Origin of the sequence: Streptomyces sp. NBC_01198 (assembly GCF_036010485.1) — a bacterium.
Classification (GTDB): Bacteria; Actinomycetota; Actinomycetes; order Streptomycetales; family Streptomycetaceae; genus Actinacidiphila.
The window spans coordinates 1,644,417-1,670,232 of the sequence record NZ_CP108568.1 but is presented as its reverse complement, the minus strand read 5'-3'; the positions used below and the strand labels follow the sequence as shown (position 1 = coordinate 1,670,232).

The 25,816-nt window shown below is 73.8% G+C and carries 27 protein-coding genes and 1 riboswitch; of the genes, 18 read left to right on the top strand and 9 right to left on the bottom strand.

Annotated features, from left to right (window positions below; all coding sequences use genetic code 11):
- The first annotated feature begins 57 nt into the window (after positions 1-57).
- The 7 genes from OG702_RS07550 (at position 58) to OG702_RS07520 (ending at position 5,614) form a co-directional block, all read left to right on the top strand.
- A complete protein-coding gene (locus tag OG702_RS07550) occupies positions 58-726 on the top strand; it encodes an ArsR/SmtB family transcription factor (RefSeq protein ID WP_327288084.1) in 669 nt (222 codons plus the stop codon).
- Positions 723-1,268, top strand: a complete 546-nt coding sequence (locus tag OG702_RS07545) for a dihydrofolate reductase family protein (protein ID WP_327288083.1) — start codon at positions 723-725, stop codon at positions 1,266-1,268. The genes OG702_RS07550 and OG702_RS07545 overlap by 4 nt, the downstream gene beginning before the upstream one ends.
- Before the next feature lie 22 nt (positions 1,269-1,290).
- Positions 1,291-2,019: an SRPBCC family protein gene (locus OG702_RS07540; RefSeq protein WP_327288082.1), complete on the top strand. Its 729-nt coding sequence runs from the start codon at positions 1,291-1,293 to the stop codon at positions 2,017-2,019.
- Positions 2,020-2,098: 79 nt separating this feature from the next.
- Positions 2,099-3,115, top strand: coding sequence for a thaumatin family protein (locus tag OG702_RS07535; RefSeq protein WP_327288081.1), 1,017 nt, complete (start codon positions 2,099-2,101; stop codon positions 3,113-3,115).
- A gap of 178 nt (positions 3,116-3,293) precedes the next feature.
- Positions 3,294-3,986 (top strand): alpha/beta fold hydrolase, encoded by a 693-nt coding sequence (locus OG702_RS07530; RefSeq protein WP_327288080.1) that lies wholly within the window; start codon positions 3,294-3,296, stop codon positions 3,984-3,986.
- A 126-nt stretch (positions 3,987-4,112) separates the two neighbouring features.
- Positions 4,113-5,039, top strand: coding sequence for a L,D-transpeptidase family protein (locus OG702_RS07525; protein ID WP_327288079.1), 927 nt, complete (start codon positions 4,113-4,115; stop codon positions 5,037-5,039).
- 185 nt (positions 5,040-5,224) lie between these two features.
- Complete coding sequence (locus tag OG702_RS07520) at positions 5,225-5,614, top strand: nuclear transport factor 2 family protein (RefSeq protein ID WP_327288078.1); 390 nt, start codon at positions 5,225-5,227, stop codon at positions 5,612-5,614.
- A gap of 123 nt (positions 5,615-5,737) precedes the next feature.
- On the opposite strand, the gene OG702_RS07515 is transcribed toward OG702_RS07520, so the two are convergent.
- From OG702_RS07515 to OG702_RS07505, 3 genes are all read right to left on the bottom strand, one after another.
- Complete coding sequence (locus OG702_RS07515; protein WP_327288077.1) at positions 5,738-6,838, bottom strand: phosphatidylinositol-specific phospholipase C domain-containing protein; 1,101 nt, start codon at positions 6,836-6,838, stop codon at positions 5,738-5,740.
- Between the two features lie 145 nt (positions 6,839-6,983).
- Positions 6,984-7,307 carry an AzlD domain-containing protein gene (locus tag OG702_RS07510; protein WP_327288076.1) on the bottom strand — a complete coding sequence of 108 codons (324 nt, stop codon included), beginning with the start codon at positions 7,305-7,307 and terminating at the stop codon, positions 6,984-6,986.
- Positions 7,304-7,960, bottom strand: coding sequence for an AzlC family ABC transporter permease (locus OG702_RS07505; RefSeq protein ID WP_442814326.1), 657 nt, complete (start codon positions 7,958-7,960; stop codon positions 7,304-7,306). The genes OG702_RS07510 and OG702_RS07505 overlap by 4 nt, the downstream gene beginning before the upstream one ends.
- A 141-nt stretch (positions 7,961-8,101) precedes the next feature.
- Between OG702_RS07505 and OG702_RS07500 the strand changes: the two genes are divergently transcribed.
- Both OG702_RS07500 and OG702_RS07495 read left to right on the top strand, forming a co-directional pair.
- Entirely contained in the window at positions 8,102-8,674 is a 573-nt protein-coding gene (locus OG702_RS07500; protein ID WP_327288074.1) for a helix-turn-helix domain-containing protein, read from the top strand.
- 30 nt (positions 8,675-8,704) lie between these two features.
- The gene (locus OG702_RS07495; RefSeq protein WP_327288073.1) at positions 8,705-9,586 is read left to right on the top strand and encodes a crotonase/enoyl-CoA hydratase family protein; all 882 of its coding nucleotides are present in this window, start codon (positions 8,705-8,707) and stop codon (positions 9,584-9,586) included.
- Between the two features lie 30 nt (positions 9,587-9,616).
- Here the strand turns inward: OG702_RS07495 and OG702_RS07490 are convergent, their stop codons facing one another.
- Complete coding sequence (locus tag OG702_RS07490; RefSeq protein WP_327288072.1) at positions 9,617-10,774, bottom strand: phosphoribosylaminoimidazolecarboxamide formyltransferase; 1,158 nt, start codon at positions 10,772-10,774, stop codon at positions 9,617-9,619.
- A gap of 62 nt (positions 10,775-10,836) precedes the next feature.
- A riboswitch (ZMP/ZTP riboswitch) is annotated at positions 10,837-10,922 on the bottom strand.
- Between the two features lie 31 nt (positions 10,923-10,953).
- A complete protein-coding gene (locus OG702_RS07485; protein ID WP_327288071.1) occupies positions 10,954-11,460 on the bottom strand; it encodes an anthrone oxygenase family protein in 507 nt (168 codons plus the stop codon).
- Positions 11,461-11,668: 208 nt separating this feature from the next.
- On the opposite strand from OG702_RS07485, the gene OG702_RS07480 reads away from it, so the two are divergent.
- From OG702_RS07480 to alc, 3 genes are all read left to right on the top strand, one after another.
- Positions 11,669-12,658, top strand: a complete 990-nt coding sequence (locus OG702_RS07480) for an AraC family transcriptional regulator (protein ID WP_327288070.1) — start codon at positions 11,669-11,671, stop codon at positions 12,656-12,658.
- A gap of 157 nt (positions 12,659-12,815) precedes the next feature.
- A complete protein-coding gene (locus OG702_RS07475) occupies positions 12,816-13,754 on the top strand; it encodes a LysR family transcriptional regulator (protein WP_327288069.1) in 939 nt (312 codons plus the stop codon).
- Between the two features lie 81 nt (positions 13,755-13,835).
- Positions 13,836-15,041 (top strand): allantoicase, encoded by a 1,206-nt coding sequence (gene alc, locus OG702_RS07470; RefSeq protein WP_327288068.1) that lies wholly within the window; start codon positions 13,836-13,838, stop codon positions 15,039-15,041.
- A 52-nt stretch (positions 15,042-15,093) separates the two neighbouring features.
- On the opposite strand, the gene OG702_RS07465 is transcribed toward alc, so the two are convergent.
- The 3 genes from OG702_RS07465 to OG702_RS07455 all read right to left on the bottom strand — a co-directional run bounded on the left by OG702_RS07465 (position 15,094) and on the right by OG702_RS07455 (position 17,038).
- Positions 15,094-15,531: an ankyrin repeat domain-containing protein gene (locus tag OG702_RS07465; RefSeq protein ID WP_327288067.1), complete on the bottom strand. Its 438-nt coding sequence runs from the start codon at positions 15,529-15,531 to the stop codon at positions 15,094-15,096.
- Between the two features lie 9 nt (positions 15,532-15,540).
- Positions 15,541-16,074 (bottom strand): hypothetical protein, encoded by a 534-nt coding sequence (locus OG702_RS07460; RefSeq protein WP_327288066.1) that lies wholly within the window; start codon positions 16,072-16,074, stop codon positions 15,541-15,543.
- A gap of 187 nt (positions 16,075-16,261) precedes the next feature.
- Positions 16,262-17,038, bottom strand: coding sequence for a maleylpyruvate isomerase family mycothiol-dependent enzyme (locus tag OG702_RS07455; protein WP_327288065.1), 777 nt, complete (start codon positions 17,036-17,038; stop codon positions 16,262-16,264).
- A 241-nt stretch (positions 17,039-17,279) separates the two neighbouring features.
- Here OG702_RS07455 and OG702_RS07450 point away from each other — a divergent pair, with 241 nt between their 5' ends.
- The 3 genes from OG702_RS07450 to OG702_RS07440 all read left to right on the top strand — a co-directional run bounded on the left by OG702_RS07450 (position 17,280) and on the right by OG702_RS07440 (position 21,119).
- Positions 17,280-19,334, top strand: coding sequence for a DUF5107 domain-containing protein (locus OG702_RS07450; protein ID WP_327288064.1), 2,055 nt, complete (start codon positions 17,280-17,282; stop codon positions 19,332-19,334).
- A 124-nt stretch (positions 19,335-19,458) separates the two neighbouring features.
- Positions 19,459-20,526 carry an RNA ligase (ATP) gene (locus tag OG702_RS07445; RefSeq protein ID WP_327288063.1) on the top strand — a complete coding sequence of 356 codons (1,068 nt, stop codon included), beginning with the start codon at positions 19,459-19,461 and terminating at the stop codon, positions 20,524-20,526.
- A 164-nt stretch (positions 20,527-20,690) separates the two neighbouring features.
- Positions 20,691-21,119: an SseB family protein gene (locus OG702_RS07440; protein WP_327288062.1), complete on the top strand. Its 429-nt coding sequence runs from the start codon at positions 20,691-20,693 to the stop codon at positions 21,117-21,119.
- A 52-nt stretch (positions 21,120-21,171) separates the two neighbouring features.
- On the opposite strand, the gene OG702_RS07435 is transcribed toward OG702_RS07440, so the two are convergent.
- On the bottom strand, positions 21,172-22,644 hold the full coding sequence (locus OG702_RS07435; RefSeq protein WP_327288061.1) for a bifunctional phosphatase PAP2/diacylglycerol kinase family protein: 1,473 nt from the start codon (positions 22,642-22,644) through the stop codon (positions 21,172-21,174).
- 52 nt (positions 22,645-22,696) lie between these two features.
- Here OG702_RS07435 and OG702_RS07430 point away from each other — a divergent pair, with 52 nt between their 5' ends.
- From OG702_RS07430 to OG702_RS07420, 3 genes are all read left to right on the top strand, one after another.
- Positions 22,697-23,356 carry an HAD family hydrolase gene (locus OG702_RS07430; protein ID WP_327288060.1) on the top strand — a complete coding sequence of 220 codons (660 nt, stop codon included), beginning with the start codon at positions 22,697-22,699 and terminating at the stop codon, positions 23,354-23,356.
- 83 nt (positions 23,357-23,439) lie between these two features.
- A complete protein-coding gene (locus tag OG702_RS07425; RefSeq protein ID WP_327288059.1) occupies positions 23,440-24,654 on the top strand; it encodes an aminotransferase class I/II-fold pyridoxal phosphate-dependent enzyme in 1,215 nt (404 codons plus the stop codon).
- Between the two features lie 76 nt (positions 24,655-24,730).
- The gene (locus tag OG702_RS07420) at positions 24,731-25,729 is read left to right on the top strand and encodes an MBL fold metallo-hydrolase (protein ID WP_327288058.1); all 999 of its coding nucleotides are present in this window, start codon (positions 24,731-24,733) and stop codon (positions 25,727-25,729) included.
- Positions 25,730-25,816: the final 87 nt, after the last annotated feature.

Below are 25,816 nucleotides of genomic sequence, written 5' to 3'. Positions count from 1 at the left end.
CTCACCGACAAGAGTTTTGCTCTGGACAAAAAAAGTGTTCGGTGAGACGGTGGAGCCATGTTGGACGTGAGCGTGATCGAGGACGCCGAGGCGGCCGCCGTCTCCCTGGACCCGATACGGGCCCGGCTGCTCGCCGAACTGGCCGCGGGACCGGCCTCCGCGGCGATGCTGGCCGGGCGGGTGGGACTGCCCCGGCAGAAGGTGAACTACCACCTCAAGGCACTGGAGAAGCACGGCCTGGTCGAGCTGGCGGGCGAGCGCAGGAAGGGCAATGTCACCGAGCGGCTGATGCGCGCGACGGCGGCGTCCTACGTCATCTCGCCGCTGGCGCTGGCCGCCGTGCAGCCCGACCCGGCCCGCTTCCGCGACCAGCTGTCCGCACGCTGGCTGCTGGCACTCGCCGCCCGGCTGGTCAGGGACACCGGCGCGCTGATCACCGGCGCCGACCGCGCCGGGCAGCGGATAGCCACCTACGCGCTGGACGGCGAGGTGCGCTTCGCCTCCGCGGCGCAGCGGGCCGCTTTCGTCGAGGAGTTGACCCGCGGCGTGGGCGCGCTGATCACCAAATACCACGACGAGGACGCGGCCGGCGGGCGGCCGCACCGGATCGTCGTCGCCCTGCACCCCACCGTGAAGCAGACGGCAGCAGCGGCCGCCGAAGCCCGCCCCGAACTGCCGGCCCGGCAGCCCGCACCGAACGAGGGAAACGAGGAGCAGTCACCATGAGAAAGCTGATCGTCAGCGAGTTCCTGACCGCGGACGGCGTCATCGAGGCGCCCAACGAGTGGCACGGGCCGTACTTCGACGACGACATGGCCCGTACGGTCAGCGCGCAGATGGCCGCCACCGACGCGCTGCTGCTCGGCCGCGTCACCTACGAGGGTTTCGCCGCCGCCTGGCCGGCGATGATCGACGAGCCCGGTGGCGCGCACATGAACGGCGTCGCGAAGTACGTCGTCTCCCGCACCCTCGACAAGGCCGAGTGGAACAACTCCACGCTCATCGGCGCGGACCCGGTCGACGCGATCACCCGGCTCAAGGAGCAGGACGGCAAGGACATCACCGTCGCGGGCAGCGCCACCCTCGTGCAGTGGCTGCTCCGCCAGGGCCTGGTCGACGAGATCGACCTGCTCATCGACCCGGTCGTGGTCGGCCGTGGCAGGCGGCTCTTCCAGAGCGGCCTGCCCACCACCGCCCTGACCGTCCTGCGCTCGGAGTCGTTCGGCTCCGGCGTCCAGCACATCGTCTACGCACCCCAGCGCGCCTGACACCGAGGAGAAGTGACGCATCATGTCCAAGCCGTTCGAGATCGTCCGCGAGTTCGAGGTCGAGTCGTCCCCCGAGGAGGTCTTCGCCGCCCTCACCACCGGCACCGCCGGCTGGCTGTGGCCTTCCGAGTACGAACCGAAGGAGGGCGGGGCCGCGCCCTTCGGCGCCACCGTCACCGCGTGGGACCCGCCGCACCGGCTGACCGCGCGGGCCGAGGCGTCGCAAGGCGTGCAGGGGCAGAGCCTCAACCAGCTCGACCACCTCATCGAGCCGCGCGAAGGCGGCGGTTCGTGGGTGCGGTACGTGCACAGCGGGATCTTCGTCGGCGACTGGGACAACCAGTACGACGGCGCCTCCCACCACACCGACTTCTACCTGCACACCCTCGGCCAGTACCTGGCACATTTCAACCGCCGCGCCGCCGCGTACGCCTCGGTGAACGGGCCGGCGGCAGCCGGCTCCCCCGACGCTCTGGAGGGCGCCTGGCAGGCGCTCGGCCTGCCCGCCGGCGCCGCCGAGGGCACGAGGGTCGACATCGAACTGCCCGGCGCCGGGCGCGTCTCGGCGGTGGTCGACTACCGCAACGCGTACTTCTTCGGCCTGCGTACGGGCGACGCGATGTACCGCTTCTTCGGTCGCAACCACTGGGGTGCCACGGTCGGTGTGGCCGTCCACGACTTCACCCCGGGCGCGGACGGAGACCGCATCGGCGCCGACTGGAACGCCTGGCTCGGCCGGGTCTACGCCTGACGGGCCCGACTTCCCGTTATCCGCCTCCCCGCGCGCGGTCTCCTGATCGGACCGGAGGCCAAGCGCGGGAGGCGGCGGCATGGGCAGCAGGGCGCGGCATCGAGGGCGGCGGCCGGGAGCGCTGGGCTGGACGGCACTGGCCGTGGTCGCCTTGTGCGTGGCCGGGTTCGCCCTGACGGCCCGGCAGTCGGACGGTGGCCGCTCCACCGCCGGGGTCCGGACCCCGCAGTCCACCGCCGCCACCTCCCCGCCGGCCGCCCCGGCCGCCACCGCGACGCCCACGCCGTCGCCCGCCCGCGACACGCCGACCCCCTCGGCCACCCGCACGGCCGGGCCCACGACGCAGTCCGCGAAGTCCGCACGGTCCCCGAAGGTCACAGCGGCGCCGCCGAAGCTCGCGGCGAAGTCCGGCACCCGGGTCTTCAGCTTCGTCAACGGGCTGCGGCAGACCGTCTGGCTCGCCTCGGGCGAGCAGACCGCCACACCCGCGCTGAGCACCACGGGATGGGTGCTGCGTCCCGGCCGGACCCTCAGCGTGCGGGTGCCCGACCACTGGAACGGGCGCTTCTGGGGCCGCACCGGATGCACCTTCGACAGCGCCGGGCACGGGCACTGCGCGACAGGTGCCTGCGACAGCAGGTTCCAGTGCGCCGGCTACGGGGCGATTCCCGCCACCCTCGCGGAGTTCAACCTCAATTCCTGGGACGGCATGGACTTCTACGACGTGAGCCTCGTGGACGGTTCCAATCTGCCCATGTACATCAACCTCGTGGGCGGCGCCACCAAGGACCCGATCTCCGCACACGGCTGCTCCCGGGCCGGCTGTACGCACCTCGTCGACTGCCCGTCCGCCCTCCGCGTCAAGGGCGACGCCTGCGAGTCACCCTGCGGTGTATTCGACACCGACCAGTACTGCTGTCGCGCGCAATGGGCCCCGCGTACCGAATGCCGCCCCGACCAGTGGCCCGTCAACTACGCGGCGGCCTTCAAGAAGGCCGAGCCTTTCGCCTATTCCTACGTGGACGACGACGCGACCAGCACTTTCACCAGCCGTGGCGAGGCCGGCTACCGCATCACCTTCGCCACCAGCCCCTGACGACCCCCACCCGGCACGGCGATTCGCCGACTCCCTGCGCACAGCACCGTGCCTCGCCCCGTAAATTGGCACCAACAGTTGGGAGTACGCATGTCCGGCCAGACCCAGAGCACGCGCCCCCAGGGCGCCCCGGGAAGCCTCCGCCTCCGCACACCCGCGCGCACCAAGGCCTGACGCCATGGCGACATACATCCTCGTCCCCGGCGCCGACGGCACCGCCTGGTACTGGCATCTGGTCGTAACGCAACTCCGCGACCAGGGCCATACGGTGGTCACCGTCAGCTTCCCGGCCGACGACTCCGCCGGTCTCGACGCGTTCGCGGACGCGATCATCTCGGCCGTGCGGTCCACGGCACCCGGCCTCGACGGCCCCGTCGTCCTGGTGGCCCAGTCGCTCGGCGGCTTCTCCGCCCCCCTGATCTGCGACCGCGTCCCGGTCGACCGGATCGTGCTGGTCAACGCCATGGTGCCGCGGCCCGGCGAGAGCGCGGGGGAGTGGTGGGGCAACACCGGGCAGGCCGCGGCCAGATCCGCGTACGCGGAGGCGCTCGGTCGCGGCGCGGACGCCGAATTCGACCTGCGCACGGACTTCTTCCACGATGTGCCGCCCGAGGTGACCGAGGAGGCCCTGGCGGCCCCGCAGTCCGGACCGCCGGCGGCCATCTTCGCCCAGCCCTGGCCGCTCGCGGCCTGGCCGGGCGTGCCGACCCGCTTCCTGCAGGGCCGCGACGACCGGTTCTTCCCGCTGGAGTTCCAGCGGGGCGTCGTCCGTGAACGGCTCGGCATCGACGTGGAGGTGGTGCCCGGCGGCCATCTGGTGGCGCTCAGCCACCCGGGCGAACTCGCCGCCGAACTCCTCAAGGAGGCGTGACGACAGTGCGGGAGATCTCAGCTGCCGCCATGACGGGACATGCGAAATGCGGACGTGCAGGATGAAACGGGCGCCCATGGGGGCTGGGTGACGGAAGGGAAGCGGGTGTTTGCGAAGATCGTGCCGATGACTGCCACACCCTCCGACGCATATGCCGACCGCCGGCCGACCCCGGCGCCGGCCCCACAGGCCGCTCCCGGCGCAGCCGCCCCGCGCGCCCGCGACGACGAGGAGCAGGGCCGCAACCGGCACCGCAGGCCTCGCCGCAGACGGCGCGCGATGGTCCTGGCGGCGGTCGGCGTGGCCGGACTCGCCGTGGTGGGCGCCGGATACACCGTCGTGGACCGGTACACGGGGACCGCCGCCGCCCAGAGCGCCGGCAGCGACCACGGCCGGCCGGCCGCCGCTGCCGCCCCGCCGCCCGGCGCGGCAGCCAGTCCGAAGGCCACCCCCGACGGATCGGTGGCCATGATCACCGGTCTCGGCCCCAGGACCCGGGCGGCGATCCCCGCTGCCACCCGCCAGGTGCTTGTCGCCTCCGGCAGGGCGAAGAACTCCTCCGACACCGTCGTCACCCTGTGGACCAGGACCGGCGCCGGCCGCTGGCACCCGGGTGCCGCCTGGGCCGCGCACAACGCTCTGCGCGGCTGGACCACCGGCCATCGCTCGGGCGATCTGCACAGCCCCATCGGGGTGTTCACACTCAGCGACGCCGGCGGCTTCGACGCCGACCCGGGCACCAAGCTGCCCTACCACCACTCCGCCAAATTCCAGGCGGGCGGCGTCGGCTTCGACGGCGAACCCCTCGACGAGGCCTTCGACTACGTCATCGCGATCGACTACAACCGGGTCCCGGGCACGTCGCCGCTGGACGGCACCCAGCCGCTCGGGTCCAGCCGCGGCGGGGGCATCTGGGTGCACGTGGACCACGGCGGCCCGACCCACGGCTGCGTCAGCATCTCGGCCGCCCACATGGTCGACCTGCTGCACACCCTGCTGCCCGCCGACCACCCGGTGATCGTCATGGGCGACCGGGGCTCGCTGGCGACCTGAGGCCGGTCGTCGCAGCGCGCTCATGGCCGGTTACTCCCAGGGGAGTACGCCATGTCGGTGGCGGCACTGACCGCAGGAGTAGACGTAAGCCCTACCCCAGGTCGATGTCACATTCGTGCGGGCGCGGGAGTCTTGAGGGCAACAGGGATTGCCCAACTCTCCCCGGGCGCAACGGAGGCAACGGCATGGACGACGACCAGGAACTGTCCGACTTCGCGCGGCGGTGGACCGAGGCCGAGCGGCTGGGCGACGTCGCCGCGCTGGACGCCCTGCTCACCGAGGACTTCACCGCCGTGGGTCCGCACGGCTTCGTCCTGGACAAGAAGCAGTGGATCGACCGCTATGCCTCGGGCGCGCTCATACACGACGTCTTCACCTGGGAAGAGGTGACGGTCCGCCGGCACGGGCGGGCGGCGGTCGCGGTGGGCGTGCAGGGCCAGCAGAGCGTCTACGACGGGCGGGACGCGGACGGCCATTTCCGGGTCACCCAGATGATCGTCGCGGACGGCGCGGGATGGAAGCTCGCAGCCGTGCACCTCAGCCCGACCGGGGCGAGGCCGGCCCCCGAGGCGTAGCCGATCCGGGGTCGCCGGAGTCCGATGTCCCGGCGGCCCGTTCGGCTCCGGAGGGGCGTGCGCCCCGCGGCGGACCGACCACCGCGGGGCGCGGTCAGGGGCGGCGGGCCGCCGCCGCGATGCTCAGCCGCGCGGCAGGACCAGCGACTGGACCTGGGGCAGGCCCTTCCAGTCGTTGGAGGCCACCGTGGCGTGTGCCTTGGCGAGTTGGGCGACCCTGGCCTGCGCCTCGGCCGGTGCGGGATTCACATCGTCCAGCGCGGGTGCCACGTTCTGCGAGTCGGTCATGAAGAGCAGGTAGTGGTGCGTGTCGTACCAGCTCGTGTCGATGCTGCCGTTCAGGTAGGTGGCGGCGTCGCCGTCGAAGGCCACGAACCACGGCCGCAGCGAGGTGTCGGAGTACCGCGTCCTCGGGTCGCCCGCCTGGGCGGTGTGGACCGACGGGAAGATGTTGGCCTGGGCGGTCTTCCCCTGGCTGTGCAGGTCCCGCAGGTAGCCGGCGTATTCGCGGTCGGTCCACAGCGAGTCGGTGGGGTTGGCCTCCTCCACGGTGCCGGGGATGACTTCGAGCAGCACCTTGCCCGCCAGCTGGGCGCGGGTCGGCCAGTTGCCGGCGTTGGCGGCCTCGTCGAGGGTGGCGTACTGCCCGCCGCCCGGCTTGTTCAGCAGGTCGTTCGGCTTGAACACCAGATTGCCCAGGTGGGCGCTGATGGACTGGTCGAGCTTGGCGGGGCTCAGACCGAGGCTGGCCTGGAAGCCCGCCTTCATCTCCAGCTTGATGATCAGCGGCGCGTGCCCGGGGTGCGCCCCGAGCCACACGCGTACGTCGTCCAGGCAGCTCTCCAGGTCCTTGTTCGCCCCGCCGGTGTAGAGCTGGGCGGCGGAGGAGGCGTTGACGCAGTTGTTGCTGTTGCCGGTCGGGTTGGAGTGGCTGACCTTCCATTCCTGGGTGAAGAAGTCGTCCCACACGTCGAGTTCGATCATCGAGGTGCCCGTGTCGAGCGCCTGCGCCAGGTAGCTGAACGTGGCGGGGTCGTAGGTGTTGTGCAGTCCCGACGTGGTGGCGCCGGACAGCGGCAGCTCATCGGTTCCCGCGGCCGACGCGGTGCCGCCGCCGGGGCCGGCGACGGTGAAGGCGAGGCAGGCGGCGAGCGCGCCGAGCAGTGCGGTACGCGCGGTGGCGCGCGGGCGGAGCGTAGGGCGGCGGGTCAGCGGACCGGTCACGTGTGTCCTCCTGTGGGGGTGGCTCTCCGTCAGGACGGTGACGTCCGTGGGTGAAGCGACGGAGACATGACACGTAACACGGCCTGCATTCCGGCTGTCACCTCCGAGTTCGGCCACATTGCCGCCCGTCTCGCGGCCCCCGGCGTCAGGACACGCCGAGCAACCGCAGGACGGCGGTGGTCACCGCCGCGGTGACGACCACCACGAGGAAGGGAGCCTTGCGCCATGCACACAGCGCCCCGGCCGCGACCCCGGCCGGCCGGGCGGCCCCGGCGAAGGAGTGCGCGTCGGTCAGCGCCGACGTGGCCACCAGCGCGGCCAGCAGCACCACCACCGCGACCTCAAGCAGCCGCTCCGCACGGGCCGGCAGTGTCACCCGGGAGCGCAGCGCCGGGCCCGCGAGGCGGAAGGCGAAGGTGCCCGCGCCCAGGACCGCGGTGGCGGCGACCAGTTCCGTCCCGCTGCTCACCTCGACCCCCCGGCTTCGGCCCCGCGCCCCCCATGTCCGTCCCGCCCGGTGCCGGCCGCGGCGACTCCGGCCAGCGCGAGCAGTACGGGTAGCCCCGCGGGCAGGAACGGCGTCGCGGCGAGCGCGATCAGCACTCCCGCGAGGGCGGCCCGCCGGGTCGGCGCCGCGCCCAGCGACGGCAGCAGCAGGGCGATCAGCACCGCGGGGAACGCCGCGTCGAGCCCGAGGGCGTCGGTGTCGCCCACGGCCCGCCCACCGTAGGTGCCCAGCACCACACCGGCGTTCCAGCTGAGGAACAGCCCCGTTCCGCACCGCCAGTACGCCATGCGCCGCCGGGCCGGATCGGGCTGTGCCAGCGTGAAGGCCACCGTCTCGTCCACCATCAGGTGGCTGCCGGCGATCCTCCGCAGCCACCCCGTGCCGAAGACGTCGCTCACGGCGAAGCCGAACGGCACATGACGGGCGTTCACCAGCAGTCCGGCGGCCACCGCCGCGAGTGGACTGCCGCCCGCGGCCACCAGACCGATGAAGAGGAACTGCGCGGCGCCGGCGAAGACCACCACCGACAGCAGCATCGGCAACCACGCCGGCAGGCCGAGGCCGACCGCGATCGCTCCGAAGGAGGCGCCGACCACCGCGTCGGCGGCGCACACCAGCGCAATGTCCCGCGCCAGACCCTGCGTTGAAGCTCGTCTTGTTCGCCATATCGAACGCATCGCCGCCTATACTGAACACCGCAGGGGTCGTTCGTCAAGGCGAACGAATCGACTCTTCCAGCGAACGAAGGAGCGGGTGTGGCATCCGACGAGAACTCTCCCGGCGGGCCCCCGCTCGCCGTCATCGCGGCCTCGCTCCAGCGCGAACGGCGGCGGGTGGGCCTTTCGCTCGCCGAGGTCGCCCGCCGCGCGGGTATCGCCAAGTCGACGTTGTCGCAGCTGGAGTCCGGTACCGGCAACCCGAGCGTGGAGACGCTGTGGGCGCTCAGCGTCACCCTCGACGTGCCGTTCGCCCAGCTCGTGGAGCCGCCGCGCCCCCGGGTGCAGGTCATCAGGGCCGGCCAGGGCCCCGCCTTCGCCGCCGAACGCGCCGACTACATCGCCACCTTGCTCGCCTCGTCCCCGCCCCACACCCGGCGCGACATCTACCTGGTCTCCGCGCAGCCCGGCACCGCGCGCGAGTCGGACCCGCACATGCCGGGAGTCGTCGAGCACGTGGTGCTCAGCGCCGGCCGCGCCCTGGTCGGCATCGCCGAGGACCCCGTCGAACTCGCCGCCGGCGACTACATCGCCTATCCGGGCGACATCGCCCACGTCTTCAGGGCACTTGAGCCGGACACCGTCGCGGTGCTCGTCCAGGAGCACCGCTGATCCGCCGACCGCAGGGAGCCGGGCGACGCCATGCCGCAACCGTCGGAACCGCTTCAGCCGCCCGGGCCGACCCCGCCATCGGAAGGGCACGCCCAGACCGTACGGACCGAGCGCAAGGGCGCGGTGACCACCGTCGTGCTGTCCCGGCCGGCGGCCCGCAACGCCGTGGACGGGCCCACGGCACGCGCGCTGGCTGACGCCTTCCGCGCCTTCGACGCCGACGACGAGGCAGCCGTCGCGGTGCTCTGGGGCGAGGGCGGCACCTTCTGCGCGGGCGCGGACCTCAAGGCGATCGGCACCGGGCGCGGCAATCACGTCACCGACATCGCCGACGCCGAGGCCGACGCCGCTTCAGGCGTCGTACATGGTGACGGCGTCGTACATGGCGACGGTCCGATGGGGCCCACCAGGATGCGGCTCGGGAAACCGGTCATCGCGGCCGTGTCGGGCCACGCGGTGGCGGGCGGTCTCGAACTGGCGCTGTGGTGTGACCTCCGGGTGGTGGAGGAGTCGGCCGTCTTCGGTGTCTTCTGCCGCCGCTGGGGCGTTCCGCTGATCGACGGCGGCACCGTACGGCTGCCCCGGCTGATCGGTGCGGGACGCGCCATGGACCTGGTCCTCACCGGCCGCCCGGTGGAGGCCGCCGAAGCCCTCGCCATCGGTCTGGCCGACCGTGTCGTCGCCACCGGTACCGCGCGCGCCGCCGCCGAACAGCTCGCCGCGGAGATCGCCGCCTTCCCGCAGACCTGCCTGCGGCACGACCGCCTCGCCCTGCTGGAACAGCAGGGCCTACCGGAAAACGACGCCCTTGCTGTGGAGTTGGCCCATGGCCGGATCTCGCTGGCCGAGGCGGCGCGGGGCGCGGCCCGCTTCGCCGGGGGCGAAGGGCGGCACGGCGCCTTCGGCAGCTGACCGAGGCCGTGCGCGGCCGCAGCCGCGGGATCAGTGCCGGAACAGCCGCAACCTGGTGTGGGCCAGGGCGATCCCGTGCTCGCGGCAGGCCTCCGCCACGTCACCGGAGCGGATGGAGCCGCCGGGTTCGGCGATCCAGCGCACACCGTGACGGGCCGCGTGGTCGACGTTGTCGCGGTAGGGCAGGGCGCCGTCGGAGGCGAAGGCCACACCGGTCAGCCGGGCGCCCCACTCCCGGCGCTGCGCATTGCTGAGCGGGGCGGCGGGAGCGGCCAGCGCCTTGCCGAACCGGGTCCGTTCGTCCGCCGTCATGTCGCCCTCGACGAAGCGCACCCGCCAGTTGACGCGGTCCTGGCGGCGTATCCCCGGCACGAAGTCCAGGGCCGCCACGGCCGGATGCCTGCGCAGCCACCAGCTGTCGGCCTTCGCGCCCGCCAGTCGCGTGCAGTCCACCCGCGACTGCTGCCCGGCGCCGATACCGAGCGTGAGCCCGTCCCGCACATAACACACCGCATTGGACTGGGTGTAGCGCACCACGGCCAGCCCGAGCAGCAGATCCTCCACCGCCGTGGCCGGCAGCGGCCCCCCGCACACCACGTCGTCGAGCAGCGACACGTGCAGAGGTACGTCGTCGCGCTGCTGGGTCAGCCGCAGCCCGTGCACCTCGCGGTCCTCCTGCGGCGGCGCGACAAAACCGGGGTCGGCTTCGAGGACCAGGAAACGGCCCTTCTTCTTCCGGCTGAGCGCCGCCACCGTGCCCGGCGCATACCCCGGCGCGACGATGCCGTCGCAGACCACGCGGGCCAGCAGCGCCGCCAGTTCCTCGTCCACCGGGTGGGACACGGCGGCGAAGTCGCCGTAGGAGGACTTCGGGTCGGCGTCACGGGCGCGGACGTAGGCGCTGGTCAGCGGGCCGCCGTCGAGGTCGGCGCCGTAGAGCGCCGCGGTGGTGGCATCGAGCGGGCCGGCGAGCGCGGCGCCGGCCGGCGAGACGTGCTTGAACGACGCCGCCGCGGGCCGTCCCAGCGCCCCGGCCGCGTCCCTGACCAGCTGCCAGCCGCTCAGCGCGTCCAGCAGGTTGATGTACGACGGCTCGCCGTTGAGCACCCGGACAGGCCACGCGCCCGCGCTCACGGGCACCGCGCTCGCGGTGTGCTGCTGGGGGTTGGTTCCGTACCGCAGATCCACGTCCCGGCCTCCTCGGTCCGAGCCCGTGGTCCCGCAAGCGCGGGACGGGCGGGCTGCGTTGACGGAGGCGCCCAGGCGGTCGACGCATCGCGGATGCGGACGGCCGCTCCCCGGTGGTGGTCCACCCTCGCCAGTCGCGACCGCCACCGACTCTAGCGGAGCCGGCGCGTCACGGCGGGTCACGCGCGACCGGCAGCACCCGCCACCCGCATCGCCCACGCCAGGCAGCCGAGCGCGCCGCTGGTGACCAGGGTGCGTGCGAGGTTCCAGTGCACCCAGGTGGCCTCGAACTGCGCCCGCACCGCTGCCGGATCGTGGACGTGCCCGGGTGCCCCCGCGTCTGCCAGCCGGTTGTTGAGCGGCACGCTGAAGCCCATCGTGATGACCAGCGAGACCGCGTAGAGCACGACGCCGGCGATGATCCACGGCAGCGCGGACCGCCCGTCCCCGCCACGGTGCAGCACCGCCGCCAGCACGCCGAGCACGAGGGCGCCGCCGAAGGCGAGAGTGAACCATCCGTTGAGGACGGCCACGTTCACGCGCTGCATCGTCTCGATGAACGAGCGGTCCCCGGCCTGTCGGAGGCCGGGCATCACGGCGACCGAGAAGGCGAAGTACAGCCCGGCCATCAGACCGGTCGTCAGGGTGGCGGCAAGCAGCACCAGGCTGCGGAGGTCGCCGTCCATGGCAACTCCTCGGGTCGGGCGGGGCGCGCGATCAGGCACGGGCACGTACGGGCGGGATGGGCGATCGGGCACGGGCACGTGCGGGCGGGCGGCGGATCCGGCGGGCGGGTTCTGCGTCATGACCTCAGTGAATCCGCGGGATACACCACCCGGCCATCGCTGAAAAGCTCACCCCCATACGCAGGCGTCCAGCCCTAGGCTGTCGGTCATGGACGCACTGGCCGAACTGCTCGACGGCCCGCGGGCACGCGGCGCTTTCCTGCTCAGGTCGGTCCTCACACCGCCCTGGTCGGTCAGGATCGCCGATCTCGCGCCACTGACCCTGGTGCTGATGGTCAGGGGCGACGCCTGGATCCGGACCGAGGACGCCGGGACGCGTGTGCTGCGCCCCGGCGACATCGCGGTGATCCGCGGACCCGAACCGTACGTCCTCGCCGGCGACCGGGAGACCGCGCCGCGGATCGTCATCGGGCCGGGCCAGGTCTCCACTGCCGACGACGGCACCGAACTGTGCGAGCGGATGGATCTGGGCGTGCGGACCTGGGGCGACGACCCCGGCGGAGTGTCGGCCGGCGGGTCGCCGGGGTCCGCCGTCATGATCAGCGGGACGTACCAGATGCGCGGCGAGATCAGCGGCCGGCTGCTGTCCGCGCTGCCGCGGGTGCTGGTGCTGCCGGGCGACGGGTGGTCGAGCCCGCTGCCCGCGCTGCTCAGTGACGAGGTCGTCCGGGACGAGCCGGGCCAGGACGTGGTGCTCGACCGGTTGCTCGACCTGCTGCTGATCGCGGTGCTGCGAGCCTGGTTCGGCCGGCCCGAGGCCGCCGCCCCCGCCTGGTACGCCGCCCAGGGCGACCCGGTCGTGGGGCCGGCGCTGCGGCTGCTGCACGACGACCCGGCGCATCCCTGGACGGTCGCCGACCTGGCCGCCAGGACCGGGGTGTCCCGGGCCGCCCTCGGCCGTCGCTTCACCGACCTGGTCGGCGAGCCGCCGATGGCCTACCTGACCGGTTGGCGGCTGGCGCTGGCCGCCGACCTGCTGCGCGAGCCGGACGCGACCGTCGCCTCGGTGGCCCGCAGGGTCGGCTACGGCAGCCCCTTCGCGCTCAGCGCGGCCTTCAAACGGGTCCGCGGGGTCAGCCCGCAGCAGCACAGGGACCGCGCCGCGGCGGCCACCTGGCGCACCGGCTGGACCTGGTGACCTGCCGGCCCTCGTGACCCGGCCGGCAGGGGCGGGCGCAGGGCCGGTGCGGGGGCCGGTATGGGCGGTCGGCACCGCCGTGGACCACCAGGTCCCGCCCCGGGTCGGCAGCACAAGTCGGCAGCACATTTCTCCCGTGAATGTTTAGGCTGCCTGCATGAAGGACTGGGACCTCCGCAAACTGCAGATCCTGCGCGCCCTGCACGACACCGGCACCGTCACCGCCGCCGCCGGCGCCCTCCGAATGACGCCGTCGGCGGTGTCGCAGCAGCTGGCCGCCCTGTCGAAACAGGTCGGCACGCCCGTCATCGAGGCGCGCGGCCGGGGCGTCCGGCTGACCGGGGCCGCGCACGTGCTGCTGCGGCACGCCGAGATCGTCTTCGCCCAGCTCGAACGGGCCGGCGCCGAGATCGACGGCTGGGCGCAGGGAGAGGCGGGCGTGGTGCGGATCGGGACCATCGCCACTGCGATCACCCGGCTCGTGGTACCGGCCGCGGCGCTGCTGCGCCGCAGCTCACCGGGCATCACCATCTCCGTGCGGGAGGCTGAGGCCGCCGAGGCCTACGAGCGGCTGGCCGCCGGCGAGGTCGACCTGGCGCTGTCGCTCGCGGTCGACGCGCCCACCGCCGGGGACCCGCGTTTCGTGCTCTTCCCGCTGCTCACCGACCCGCTCGACATCGCGCTGCCGCCCGGCCATCCGCTGGCGACCGCACCCGGGCTACGGCTGGCGCAGCTCGCGGAGGAGAAGTGGATCTTCGGGAGCAGCGGACCGTGGCGCGACCTGACCCTGGCGGCCTGCGCCGATGCCGGGTTCGTGCCGGAGCAGGCGCATGCGGCGGCGGCCTGGCCCGCCATCTTCTCGCTGGTCGCGGGGGGTATGGGGGTCGCGCTGGTGCCGCGGATGGCGACGGCAGGCGGGCTGCGGCAGGAGGTCGTGGTCCGTGCGCTGGAGGCCGACCGGCCGCGGCGCCGGATCGTCGGGGCGGTACGCGGCGGGGCACAGGACGCGCCGCTGCTGCGGAGAACGCTGGGCGCGCTCCGGGAGGCCGCTGACCTCGACCCACTGTACAGCGCAACTGAAAGGTCAGTTCAGTAAGTTTCGATGGACGTGAACGGTCGCCGGGGCGGAGAGTGGAGGGAACAGGCGAGCGGAGTACGGGAGAGAGGCGGACGGACGATGACGAGCACGGGTGCGGGCGCGGGGCCGACCACGGGTGTCGGCGCGAGTGCGGCCGCCGGCACGAGGGGCGGCACGGCCGCGGGGGAGTCATTCACGGCGCTGACGGCCTTCACGGGGGACGCACTGCCCTACGCGGGTGGTAATCCGTTCGCCGACTACCGGCGCGGGGACCTGGGCCCGGCGGCCCTCGCAGAGCTGACGGACCTGGCCGACCGCAGGCTCGGAGCAGGGGTCGTCGCGGCCAACGACGAATTCTTCGCCGAGCGGGAGAATCTGCTGGTCCGCGGGCCCGCCGTCTTCGACCCGGAGCGCTTCGGGCACAAGGGCAAGATCATGGACGGCTGGGAGACCAGGCGGCGGCGCGGCGGGTCCGCGCAGGTCCCGCACCCCGATGCGGCCGACCATGACTGGGCGCTGATCCGGCTGGGGACGCCCGGAGTGATCCGCGCGATCGTGGTGGACACGGCGCATTTCCGGGGGAACTACCCGCAGGCGGTGTCGGTGGAGGCGCTCGCGACCACACCGTCGGCGTCCCCGGAAGAGCTGCTGGATCCGGGGCTGCGCTGGACCGTGGTGATACCGCGCTCTCCTGTCGGCGGTCACGCGGAGAATGTCTTCGCGGTCCATGTGGAGCGCCGCTTCACCCATCTGCGGCTGCGGCAGCATCCGGACGGCGGGATCGCGCGCCTGCGGGTGCTGGGTGAGGTGGTGCCCGACCCCGCATGGCTGGCGGCGCTGGGGACGTTCGACCTGGTGGCGCTGGAGAACGGCGGGGCCGTCATGGACGCCTCCGACCGCTTCTACTCGCCGCCGGAGCACACCATCCTGCCCGGCCGTTCGCAGAAGATGGACGAGGGCTGGGAGACCAGGCGGCGGCGGGACAGCGGGCACGACTGGATCAGCTACCGGTTGGCGGAGCAGGGTGAGATCCGCGCCATCGAGATCGACACCGGCTATCTCAAAGGCAATGCGGCCGGTTGGGCGGAGGTGTGGGTCAGGGACGGCGCCGGGTGGGTCCCGCTGCTGGACCGGGTGCGGCTGCAGCCCGACACGATCCACCGCTTCCTGGTTGACCCCCGACCGGCCACCCATGTCAGGGTCGACATCTTCCCGGACGGCGGGATAGCCCGGCTGCGGCTGTTCGGCTCCCTGACCGAGCAGGGTGCCGGCAGGCTCGCCCGGCGCGCGGCGACCCTGACATGAGCCGGCCTGAACCGATCTGGCCGGGCGTCAGCTCCCGCCCGGCCAGCGGGACTCATCCGGCGCCGAAGAGCCTGAGCAGCTCGTCCTTGCCGAACATCCGGGCCGTCTCGACCGCGGACGGCATACCGACCATGGGGTCGGCACCGCCCTCGACCAGCGCGTCGATCACGTCCCGCTCGCCCTTGAAGACCGCGCCGGCCAGCGGGGTCTGACCACGATCGTTGATCCGGTTGGGTTCCGCCCCGCGCTGGAGCAGCGCGCTGACGGTGTCGGCGTGACCGTGGTAGGCGGCGAGCATCAGCAGCGTGTCGCCGCGGTCGTTGGTCAGGTTCGCCGGGACGCCGGCATCGATGTAGGCGGCGAGTTTCGCGGTGTCGCCCTTCCGGGCGAGATCGAAGACCTGCGCGGCGAGCTGCAACACCTCCGGGTCGTGGGCGGGTTCTTGCTCGGCGTCGGGCTGGTGGCTCGGCCCGGGGTTCGGCTCGGTCATGGACCCACCCTATGCAGGGCACTCGCCGCGGAAGAAAGAGATCACCACCCGCTGTGGCGCGCCGTCACCCACCCGGATGTCCAGCGGCACGCAGGCCCTGCCGTCACCCGCGACGAAGAACGCACCGAGATAGGAGGTCGCCGCATCAGGACACGCGTAGAAGGTCACCGAGGGCGCCGGCGCCATGCCCTGGTTGCCGCCGAATTCCAGACCTGCCCGGGCGCGCAGTTCCGCCCCGATCGTGACGGTCACCGCACCGCCGTCACGGACGGAGGCGCCGATCAGATAGTGCCAGCCGTCGGCGTTGTGCACGGCATGCGCGTTCTGGTCGCCGCCGACCAGTCCGCGCAGGCCTTCCAGGGTCAGTGGACCGACCGTCACGTCGTCGTGTCCCGGGCTGGACGATGGCGAGGCGGGCGGTGACCAGGGACGGCCCGGCGTGACGGTCGGGTCGGGAGTCGTCGCCAGGGTCGCCGTGGCAGCCGTGCGGGTCGGGCCGCCCGTACGGCCGGACAGCGGAGTCGCGCCGTCCGTGCAGTCCACCGGGCGGGGGTGTTCGATGCTGCCGACCGGGGGGCCGGGTGACCCGGTGGGGTCGGGTGTTTCTGCCGAATCCTGGTGGCCGCCCCAGGCGCAGCCGACTAGCAATAACAGTGCCCCACCCGTCACACCGGCCGCCCGCCACGCTCGACCTGACATGGGCATCACCCCTTTAAAGGACGGTACGTCCTCAACCGAGCGGGGGCCAGACCACCAACTGCCATACGAGGGCGGCATCGCCGGTCACCCGCAGGGCCCCGTCGTCCCAGGGCGCCCGGCGGTAGAGGGCCAGCAGCAGATCGCTCGCCGGGGCGGAAAGTGTCGCATCGGCCTCGGGGCGGCCCTCGCCCGCGGCGCTGCGGACCGCCGAGGCGCCGGTCGCGTCCAGGATCAGCGTCCACGCCGGCCCCTCGTCCGCGACCAGCGCGACCCGGGCGGGGGAGTGCGGCCAGCCGTCCATCGAACCGAAGCCGACATGGAGGAACTCATCGACCGCATCCAACGCGAGCCCGGACGGCAGGGGTTCTGCCACACCCGCCGCGTCCTGGACGTCCCTGACGTGCACAGCGACTTCCTGCGCGTGGTGCCGGGCCACCGCGCCCGCCGTGGAGGCGCTGCCCGAGTCCGCCCACCAGGTCCAACATCGTGCCTCCCCTCCCGCGGCCCGCAGCGAGTCGAGCAGGACGTCGGTGGAGTGCGCCGACCACTCCAGCGCGTCACCGGTCGGCGCGCCGTCCGGCAGCCCACCGTCGGCCGGCGGGCGGGACGCGGGACCGGCCGTGACGGCGGCGGCCCAGAAGCGCTGCGTCCGGCCGACGTGGGCCAGCAGGTCGGGCACCGTCCAGTCCGGACAGGCCGGGATCCGGGCGTCGGACGGTGCCTTGCCGGCCACGGAACGCAAGGTGGCGGACCGCTCGTCTATCAGGTCGAGCCATTCATCGAACCGCGGCCCCGGCGAAGTCGTCATGACCTCCGTTGTAGCAGCGAACACCGACAACCAACCCGGTCGCGCACGTGCCGGACCAGCTCGCGGCCCAGCTGACCGATTACGGCAGCTTTGCCCAACCCTGACCCGGGCGGGGCCTGTTCAGGCCGCGGCGAAGGCTGTTCCATGGTGATCGTCAGTCCTGTCAGTCCCGCACACCCGACGACGGCCCACCGCACACCGCGGCGGCCGGCCCGTACCCGACGAACCGGATGAGGTGGCCTTGGCTACGACCGTGCGCAGTACGAAGGTGAGCATTCCGGCCGCCCCGCTCGGACCGGAGAACCCACTGCCCGCGCTGCGCCCGCACGGCGAGCTGCACCGGATCGACCCGGCCGATCTCGACGGGCTGCCCGCCGACATGGTGCGGCAGATCGGCTACGCGCCGCTGCGGACGGTGCTCCCGGTCCGGCTGCTCGACGGCTACGGGCGGGACCGCGAACCGACCGACCTCGATGCCCTGGTGGTGGAGAACAGCCGGCTGCGCGCCACCGTGCTGCCCGGGCTCGGCGGGCGGCTGCACTCGCTGTTCCACAAGCCCACCGGGCGCGAACTGCTCTACCGCAACCCGGTGTTCCAGCCCGCCGACTTCGGCCTGGCCGGGGCGTGGTTCTCCGGCGGGGTCGAGTGGAACCTCGGCGCCACCGGACACGCCGCGCACACCTGCGCTCCGCTGCACGCCGGGCGGGTGCCGGCGCCGGACGGCGGCGAGATGCTGCGACTGTGGGAGTGGGAGCGGCTGCGCGACCTGGCATTCCAGATCGACCTGTGGCTCCCGGAGGATTCGGACTTCCTCTACGTCGGCATCCGGGTCCGCAACCCGCACGACCGCACCGTGCCCGCCTACTGGTGGTCCAACACCGCCGTCCCCGACACCGACCGCACCCGCGTACTGGCCCCGGCGGAGGCGGCCTGGCACTTCGGGCACCGGCGCGTGCTGCGGCAGGTGGGGATGCCCGTCCCGGCACCCGGCGGCCCGGACGTGAGCTATCCGACCGGATCGCCGCACCCCGCCGACTACTTCCTCGACATCCGCGGCGACGACCGCCGCTGGATCACCGCGCTCGACGGCGACGGCCACGGGCTGGTCCAGACGTCCACCGACCTGCTGCGCGGCCGGAAGGTCTTCCTGTGGGGCCGGGGCAGCGGCGGCCGGCGCTGGCAGGAGTGGCTCACCGAGCCGGGCACCGGCGGCTATCTGGAGATCCAGGCGGGGCTGGCCCGCACCCAGTTCGAGCACATCCCGATGCCCGCAGACACCGACCTGTCCTGGCTGGAGGCCTACGGCCCGCTCAGCGCCGACCCGGACCTGGTGCACGCCGAGGACTGGCCGGCGGCCCGCGCCGAGGCGGCCGCCCGGCTGGAGGCGGCCCTGCCCCGCGCGGCCGTCGACACCGCCTATGCCGACTGGCTCGGGTACGCCGACACCGACCCCAAGGAGATCCTGGCCACCGGTTCCGGCTGGGGTGCCCTGGAGGCCGAGCGCGGCCACTTCCGGCTGCCCGGCACGCCCTTCGACGCCACCACGCTCGGCGACCCGCAGAAGCCCTGGCTGGAACTGCTGCTGGCCGGCGTCTTCCCCCGCCCCGCCCCCGGCGCCGTGCCCGGCCCCTGCCTGGTGTCACCGCAGTGGCGCGAGCTGCTGGAGTCCGCCGACACCTACCCGGGCAACGAATGGTTCCGCGACTACCACCTCGGCATCGCCCAGTGGGCCGCCGACGACCGGGCACAGGCGGTGCGCAGCTGGCAGCGCTCGCTGGCCGCCCACCCCTCCCCCTGGTGCCATCGCGCGCTGGCGGTCGCCGACAGCGTCGCGGGCAGGACCGAGCAGGCCGCCGAGCGCTACACGGCGGCCTGGGACAGCCTGCTGGCCACCGCCGGGCAGTACGGCCCGCAGGCCCGGGCGGCCCAGCGCGCGCTGCTGGTCGAGGCGGTGCCGGTGCTGCTCGCGGCGGGCCGGACCGCCGAGGCCGAGCGGTTCCTCGCCGAGCCGGCCGCCGGCGGGACCGCCCCGCCCGACGACGGGCGGATCCGGCTGCTCCGTGCCCGTACCGCACTGGCCCGGGGGGACGCACAGGCCGCCCGCGCCCTGCTGGACGCCGGGATCGTCGTCGCCGACCTGCGGGAGGGCGCGGAGGAGCTGAGCGAGATCTGGTACGCCGTCGCGGAGCGCCTGCTGGCCGGCGACGGCGAGATCACCGAGGCCGTGCGGGCCGCAGCCAGGGCCGGGCATCCGCTGCCCGCCGAGTACGACTTCCTGATGCGCCCCGACGACTGAGCCGCGCCCGCCGGCGGTTAAATCCGGTGGTCCGGCCCGTACGACGCCCGCCACAGTGGTGGCTGCGCCCCCGGCCAGGGGGCGGCCACCGGACCGACGGGGGAGTCGGGGGAAGGGGACAGCCATGTCCACACTGCGAGTGACCGCCGAGCAGCTGACCATCGTGGAGCACCCGAACGCGGACGCGCTGGAGCTCGCGCAGGTCGGCCTGTATCGCGCGGTGGTCGCCAAGGGGGAGTACCGCACGGGGGAGTTCGCGGTGTACATCCCCGAGCAGGCCGTGCTGCCGGAACCGCTGGTCGCCGAACTGGGCCTCACCGGACGGCTCGCCGGCGGCGCGGCCAACCGGGTGCGGGCGGTCCGGCTGCGCGGGGAGCTGTCCCAGGGCATCGTGTGCCGCCCGGCGGTGCTGGCAGGCACCGATCTGGAGCGCGCGTCCGCCGCCGACGAGGACTTCGCCGGGCGCCTCGGCATCACCAAGTGGGTGCCGCCGGTGCCGATCTCGATGAGCGGCGACGTGGAGTCGGCGCCCGATCTGCTGCCGTGGACCGACATCGAGAACCTCAAACGGTACCCGGACATCTTCGCGCCCGGTGACCTGGTCACCGTGACCGAGAAGCTGCACGGCACCGCCTGCTGCCTGACGTACTACGCCGGCTCCGGCGCGATCCACGTGACCTCCAAGGGCCTGGGCTCGCAGCGGCTGGCCCTGGTCGAGTCGCCAGGCAACCTCTACTGGCGTGCGGTGCGCGGCCACGGCCTGCCGCAGCTCGCCGCGGATCTGGCCGGCACGCTCGGCGCGACCAGGGTCGGCATCTACGGCGAGGTCTACGGCAGCGGGGTGCAGGACCTCGGCTACGGCCTGGACGCGCGCGGCGGGCTGCCCGGATATGCCGCCTTCGACGTGTGCGCGGAGATCGGCGGAAGGCTGAGCTGGCTCGACCCGGCCGAGCTGCCGGTCGGCGACCTGCCGCTGGTGCCGCGCCTGCACCACGGGCCCTTCGACCTGGACCAGGTGCTCGCGCTGGCCCGGGGCAAGGAGACGGTGTCGGGCCGGGGCGCCCACATACGCGAGGGCGTCGTCGTCCGCACCGCCGACGGCACCTACAGCCCCGTCATCGGCGGCCGGGCCGTCGCCAAGGTCGTCAGCGACGCCTATCTGACCCGCAAGGGCGGCACCGAGTACGAGTGAGGCTCCCGGCGCCGCCGGCCCGGCCGCCCCGCCGGCAGGCCCGGGTGACGTCAATCCCTGGCCGGACCGCATGGTCCGGCCAGGGATGGGTACGCGCCGGGTTCAGCGAACCGAGACCGTACCCGCAGCAGGACGGGCCCCCGCGGCGAGAGGACACAGAAGCGATGACCGACGACATCAGCCCCAACGGCGCCCTGCCCCCCGCGCAGCGCGCGCTGCACGAGATCGCGAACGGCAGTGAGAACGTCATCGCGCTCAGCACCCTCGCGGTCAGCGAGGTGCTGCTGCCGGTACCTGCCGTCGACGACTACCCGGACGGGGTGGACGGCGCCGAGCTGCCCCAGGAGATCCAGCTGCCGGTCTTCGAGCAGGAGGACGGCAGGCAGCTGGTTCCGGTGTTCACCTCGGAGACGCGGATGGCGGAGGCGCTGCCGACCACCCGCAGCTACCGGCTGGTCCAGCTGGCCGCGCTCAGCGGCGCCTGGCCGTCCGACGAGCTGATCCTCTCGATCGACACCGGCAACGCCGACTCGCTCAGCATCTCGGGCGAGGGCGTACGCGCCCTGGCCGGTCTGGCCGGCGGCAGCAACTGACGACCCCGCGTCTCCGGGGCCCGGGGCAGCAGGATCCCGGGCCCGGGAGACATCAGCGCCGCCCGCGGTAGACCACGAGTCCGCCGCGCACCTTGTCGAGCAGCAGTTCCCGTGGCGCGGCCTCGACCTCGCCGTCGCAGGCCAGGTGGACGCCGGTGCCGGGCACCCGGAGCCGCAGTCGCGGGACCGTCGCGGCCTCGTAGACCGGCGACCTGGTGAGCACCCCGGTCAGCGCCGCCCCCAGCAGCCGGGTCCTGGCGAAGGGGCCGCCATCCACGATCCGCACGTCCAGCCGCCCGTCCGCCAGGTCGCGGCGGCGCACCGGCGCGAGCCCGACGCTCGAATAGCGGCAGTTCCCCGCGAAGAGCAGCCACACCGAGCGCGGCCTGCCGTTGATCTCGATGTCCACCGGTTCGCAGGTCCGCAGCACGTGCACCGCGGCCAGGACGCTGGCCGGCCACGACCCGACCCGCCGCGACCAGCGCTCCCGCACCCGGACCAGGTCCGGGTAGGAGCCGATGCTGAAGGTGTTGAGGAACGGCTGCGCCACCCCGTCGGGCGTGTCGAGCCCGGTGGTGCGGGCCACGTCCACCCTGGCCGCCCGCCGGTCGAGCACCGCGGCGGCGGTGTCCTCGACGGTCTTGAAGCCCAGGTCGAGCGCGAAGTGGTTGCGGGTGCCGCCGGGGAAGACCGCGAGCGGCAGCCCGTGCCGCAGCGCGACCGTCGCCGCCAGCCGTACGGTCCCGTCGCCGCCGCACACCCCGAGCGCGCCGCCCAGCTCGACCGCGGTCCGCGCCGCCTTCTCCATCGCCTCCACGAGGTCGTCGTCCTCCGTGCACTCGGTGACCTCCGCCTCCGGCAGCGCCGCGGCGATCCGCACCTCGGGCGGGGTCAGCAGCGGCGGCGGGCCCGATGCGGCGTTCACCACCACCTGGAGGCCGCGCCCGCCGGGCAGCGACGGCACCCGCGCCACCGGTCCCGAGCGCGGTGCGCCCGGCGCGGGCGGCAGCAGTGCCCGTACGGTCAGCGCCGCGCCGACCCCCAGCGCGCAGCCCACCAGCACGTCGCTCGGGTAGTGCACGCCGGTGTAGATCCGGGAGAAGGCCACGCTCGCCGCCACCGGGGCCACCGCGGCCCCCCAGCCGAGCGACTCCATCGCCGCGCCGGCCGCGAACGCCGCCGCGGAAGCCGAGTGGCCGGACGGGAAGGACGAGGTGACCGGCTGGCGGTGCAGCCGCCGTATCACCGGAACGGCCTCCAGCAAGGGCCTGGTCCGCCGGACCGCGCCCTTGCCGACGGTGTTCACCGTCAGCGAGGCCAGCGCAAGCGAGCCCATGCCGCGCAACGCCGCCCGCCGCCCGTCGCGGCCGCCCGCCACCGCCATACCGGCCGCGACCGCACACCACAGCCGGCCATGGTTCGCCGCCCGGCTCAACCGCGGCAGCACCGGTTCCGCGCCCGGCCAGTGCCGACCCGCCACCTCGGCGAAAAGCGCCGTGTCCCAGCTCTTCCAGGGGTATGCCATGCCTGCCGGTTACCCTGCGGCGGCCCGCACACGCGCGCTGTACGCTCCCCGGGTGAACGCCACCCCTCCCGAGCCGCCGGACCTGGTCGTCTTCGACTGCGACGGGGTCCTGGTCGACAGCGAGAAGATCGCGGTGCGGATCGACGTGCGGATGTTCGCCGAACTGGGCTGGCCGCTGTCGCAGGACGAGATCGTGGAGCGTTTCGTCGGCCGCTCCTTCGCCGACATGGGCGCTGAGATCGCCGCACACCTCGGGCGGCCCCTCCCGGGCGGCTGGGGCGCCCGTTACCGGCAGCTCTACCACGACGCCTTCGAGGCCGAGCTGACCCCGGTCGACGGCGTCGTCGAGGCTCTCGACGCAATCACCCTGCCGGTCTGCGTCGCCTCCAGCACCAGCCACCGCGGCCTGCGGCACACCCTCGGGCTGACCGGGCTCCTCGACCGTTTCGCCGGCCGTGTCTTCAGCGCCGCCGACGTCGCCCGCGGCAAGCCCGCCCCCGACCTCTTCCTGCACGCGGCCCGCACGCTCGGCGTCGACCCCGCGCGTTGCGTGGTCGTCGAGGACAGCCCCTACGGCGTCGCCGCGGCCCGCGCGGCGGGCATGTACGCCTACGGCTACTGCGGCGGCCTCACCCCGGCGCACCGCCTCGAAGGCCCGGGCACCACCGTTTTCGACGACATGCGCGAACTCCCGGCACTGCTGCAGGGCTGACGCCCGGCGGCACGCGCTGCTGGTGCGGGACGGCCGACGGCGGGGGAGGGTGGGCGCACGGCGCCTACCAGCGGAGGTGCGCAATGCCGATCAGCCCGCCGTTTGACGCCAGGCCGGAGCCCGGCCTCCCGGTGCCCGCGTACTGGCACGCCCAGCTGTCCGTGGCCACCACCGGCACCGAAGCCGTGGGGGGCGGTCCCGAGCTGCTGGAGGCCGCCTGCGGCTACTTCACCCGGCGCGGCATGTGCTGCGGCCCCGGGCAGCTGCTGGTGGCCCCCGGCGCGGAGTCGCTGCTGCTCGCGCTGCTGTCCGCGTCCGGCGGCGACCCGGTGCTCGCCCGCCCCGCACCCGCCTGGCAGGCGCCGGTCGCCGCGCTGCTCGGCCGGCCCGTGCACACGGTGCCCAGCGCGCCGGAGGGCGGCGGCGTGCCGGACCCCGTCGCGCTGCTCGAGACGGCCCGCAGGGCCAGGGCTGCGGGCGCCGACCCGCGGCTGCTGGTGCTCTCGGCCGCCGACGACCCGACCGGCACGGTGACCGCGCCCGAGCTGCTGCACGAGACCTGCGAAGCCGCGGCCGAGGCCGGCCTGCAGATCGTCTCCGACGAGACGTACTCCGACACGCTGCATCACCGCCACACCGTGCTGCTCAGCCCCGCCGAGATGCTGCCCGACCACACCGTCGTGATCAGCGACCTCGGCGCCACCCTGGTACCCGCGGCCGTCCCCGTCGCGATCGCCCGCTTCCCCGCCACCGCTCACGGCGCGGCCTGGCGGCAGCGCACCGCCGCCGCGCTGGCCGCGCTGCGGGCGGCGCTGCCCGCGCCCGTCGCGGCGGCCACCGCGTACGTGCTCGGCGAGCCCGCCGAGGTCACCGACCGGGCCGCCGCCGCGAACCGGCTGCACGCCAGGACGGCCGCCGCCGCCTACCGGGCGATCACCGCCACCGGCGCGGTGTGCCGCCCGCCGCAGGCCGGCTTCCAGCTCTACCCGACACTGCGCGCCCCCGACCTGGACGCCGCCGCCCTGGAGGAGCGCCTCAGCGCCGCGCTCGGCCGGAGGCTGCCCGGCGGCCACCGCTTCGGCGACGATCCTGCGGAGCCCCGGGTCCGGGTCGGCACCGGCGCCCTGCACGGCCGCACGGAAGGCGAACGCCGTACGACGCTGGCCGCCGCCGACCCGCTGGCCGTCCCCCATGTGGCGGCGGCACTGGACGCCCTCACCGCCGCCTTCGCCGCGCTGACCGGCCCCGATGTGGTCAGCGGTTCGGCCGACCTGGGATCGCGGGGCGGGGCCGGCTGACTTACCTTCGAGGCGTCGCCCCCTGACCCGCGACCTTCCGACCAGTCGGAGAACGGGCCGCACGGACGGAGTTCCGATGACCGATCAGAGCGAACGGATCCTGGCCGCGCCCCGCCCGCCCGGTGAGTACCGGGTCTGGCCCAGGTCCTTCGCCGACCGGCTCACCGAACCACTTCCCGGGCTGCGCACGCTGGCCCGCGCCATCCGCGAATGCGTCATCCGCCCGCCCGCCCACACCCTGCGCCAGGTGCCACTGCTGCCGGTCGAGCCCGGCCCGCTCCCGGAGCCGCGGCCCGGCACCATCGGGGTCACCTGGGCCGGGCACGCCAGCTGGGTGATCAGGGTCGGCGGGCTGACCGTGCTGACCGACCCGGTGTGGTCGCACCGTATCCCCGGCACGCCCGCCCGGGTGACGCCGGTCGGCGTGCCGTGGGAGGCGCTGCCCCCGGTCGACGCGGTCGTCATCAGCCACAACCACTACGACCACCTCGACCTGCCCACGCTGCGGCGGCTGCCCCGCGACACCCCGCTGCTCGTCCCGGCGGGACTCGCCGCCTGGTGCCGCCGGCGGGGCTTCACCCGCGTGACGGAACTGGACTGGTGGGAGGCCGCCGAGATCAGCGGTGTCCGCTTCGACTTCGTCCCCGCGCACCACTGGAGCCGGCGCACTCTCACCGACAACTGCCGGTCGCTGTGGGGCGGCTGGGTGCTCACCGACCCGGCCGGGCGGCGGGTCTACTTCGCCGGCGACACCGGCTACGGCGACTGCTTCACCGACATCGGGCGAGCCCACCCCGGTATCGACCTCGCGCTCCTGCCGATCGGGGCGTACGCGCCACGGCGGTTGCTGCGGGCGGTCCACATCGACCCGGAGGAGGCGGTGCAGGCCTTCCGCGATCTCGGGGCCGCGGCGATGGCGCCGATGCACTGGGCGACCTTCCTGCTCTCCAGCGAGCCCCCCCTCGAACCCCTCACCCGCCTGCGCGCGGCCTGGTCCGCGGCCAAGCTCTCCCGTGAGACGTTGTGGGACCTCCCCATCGGCGCCTCCCGCACCACCGCCCCCGCCCGCCGCTGACCCGCCCCTCGCGGGGCATCATCCCCTGGGAGGTCGCCCCCTGCGGTGCGTGCGCGCCGGTGCGTTGTGGCCGGTCGCGCAGTTCCC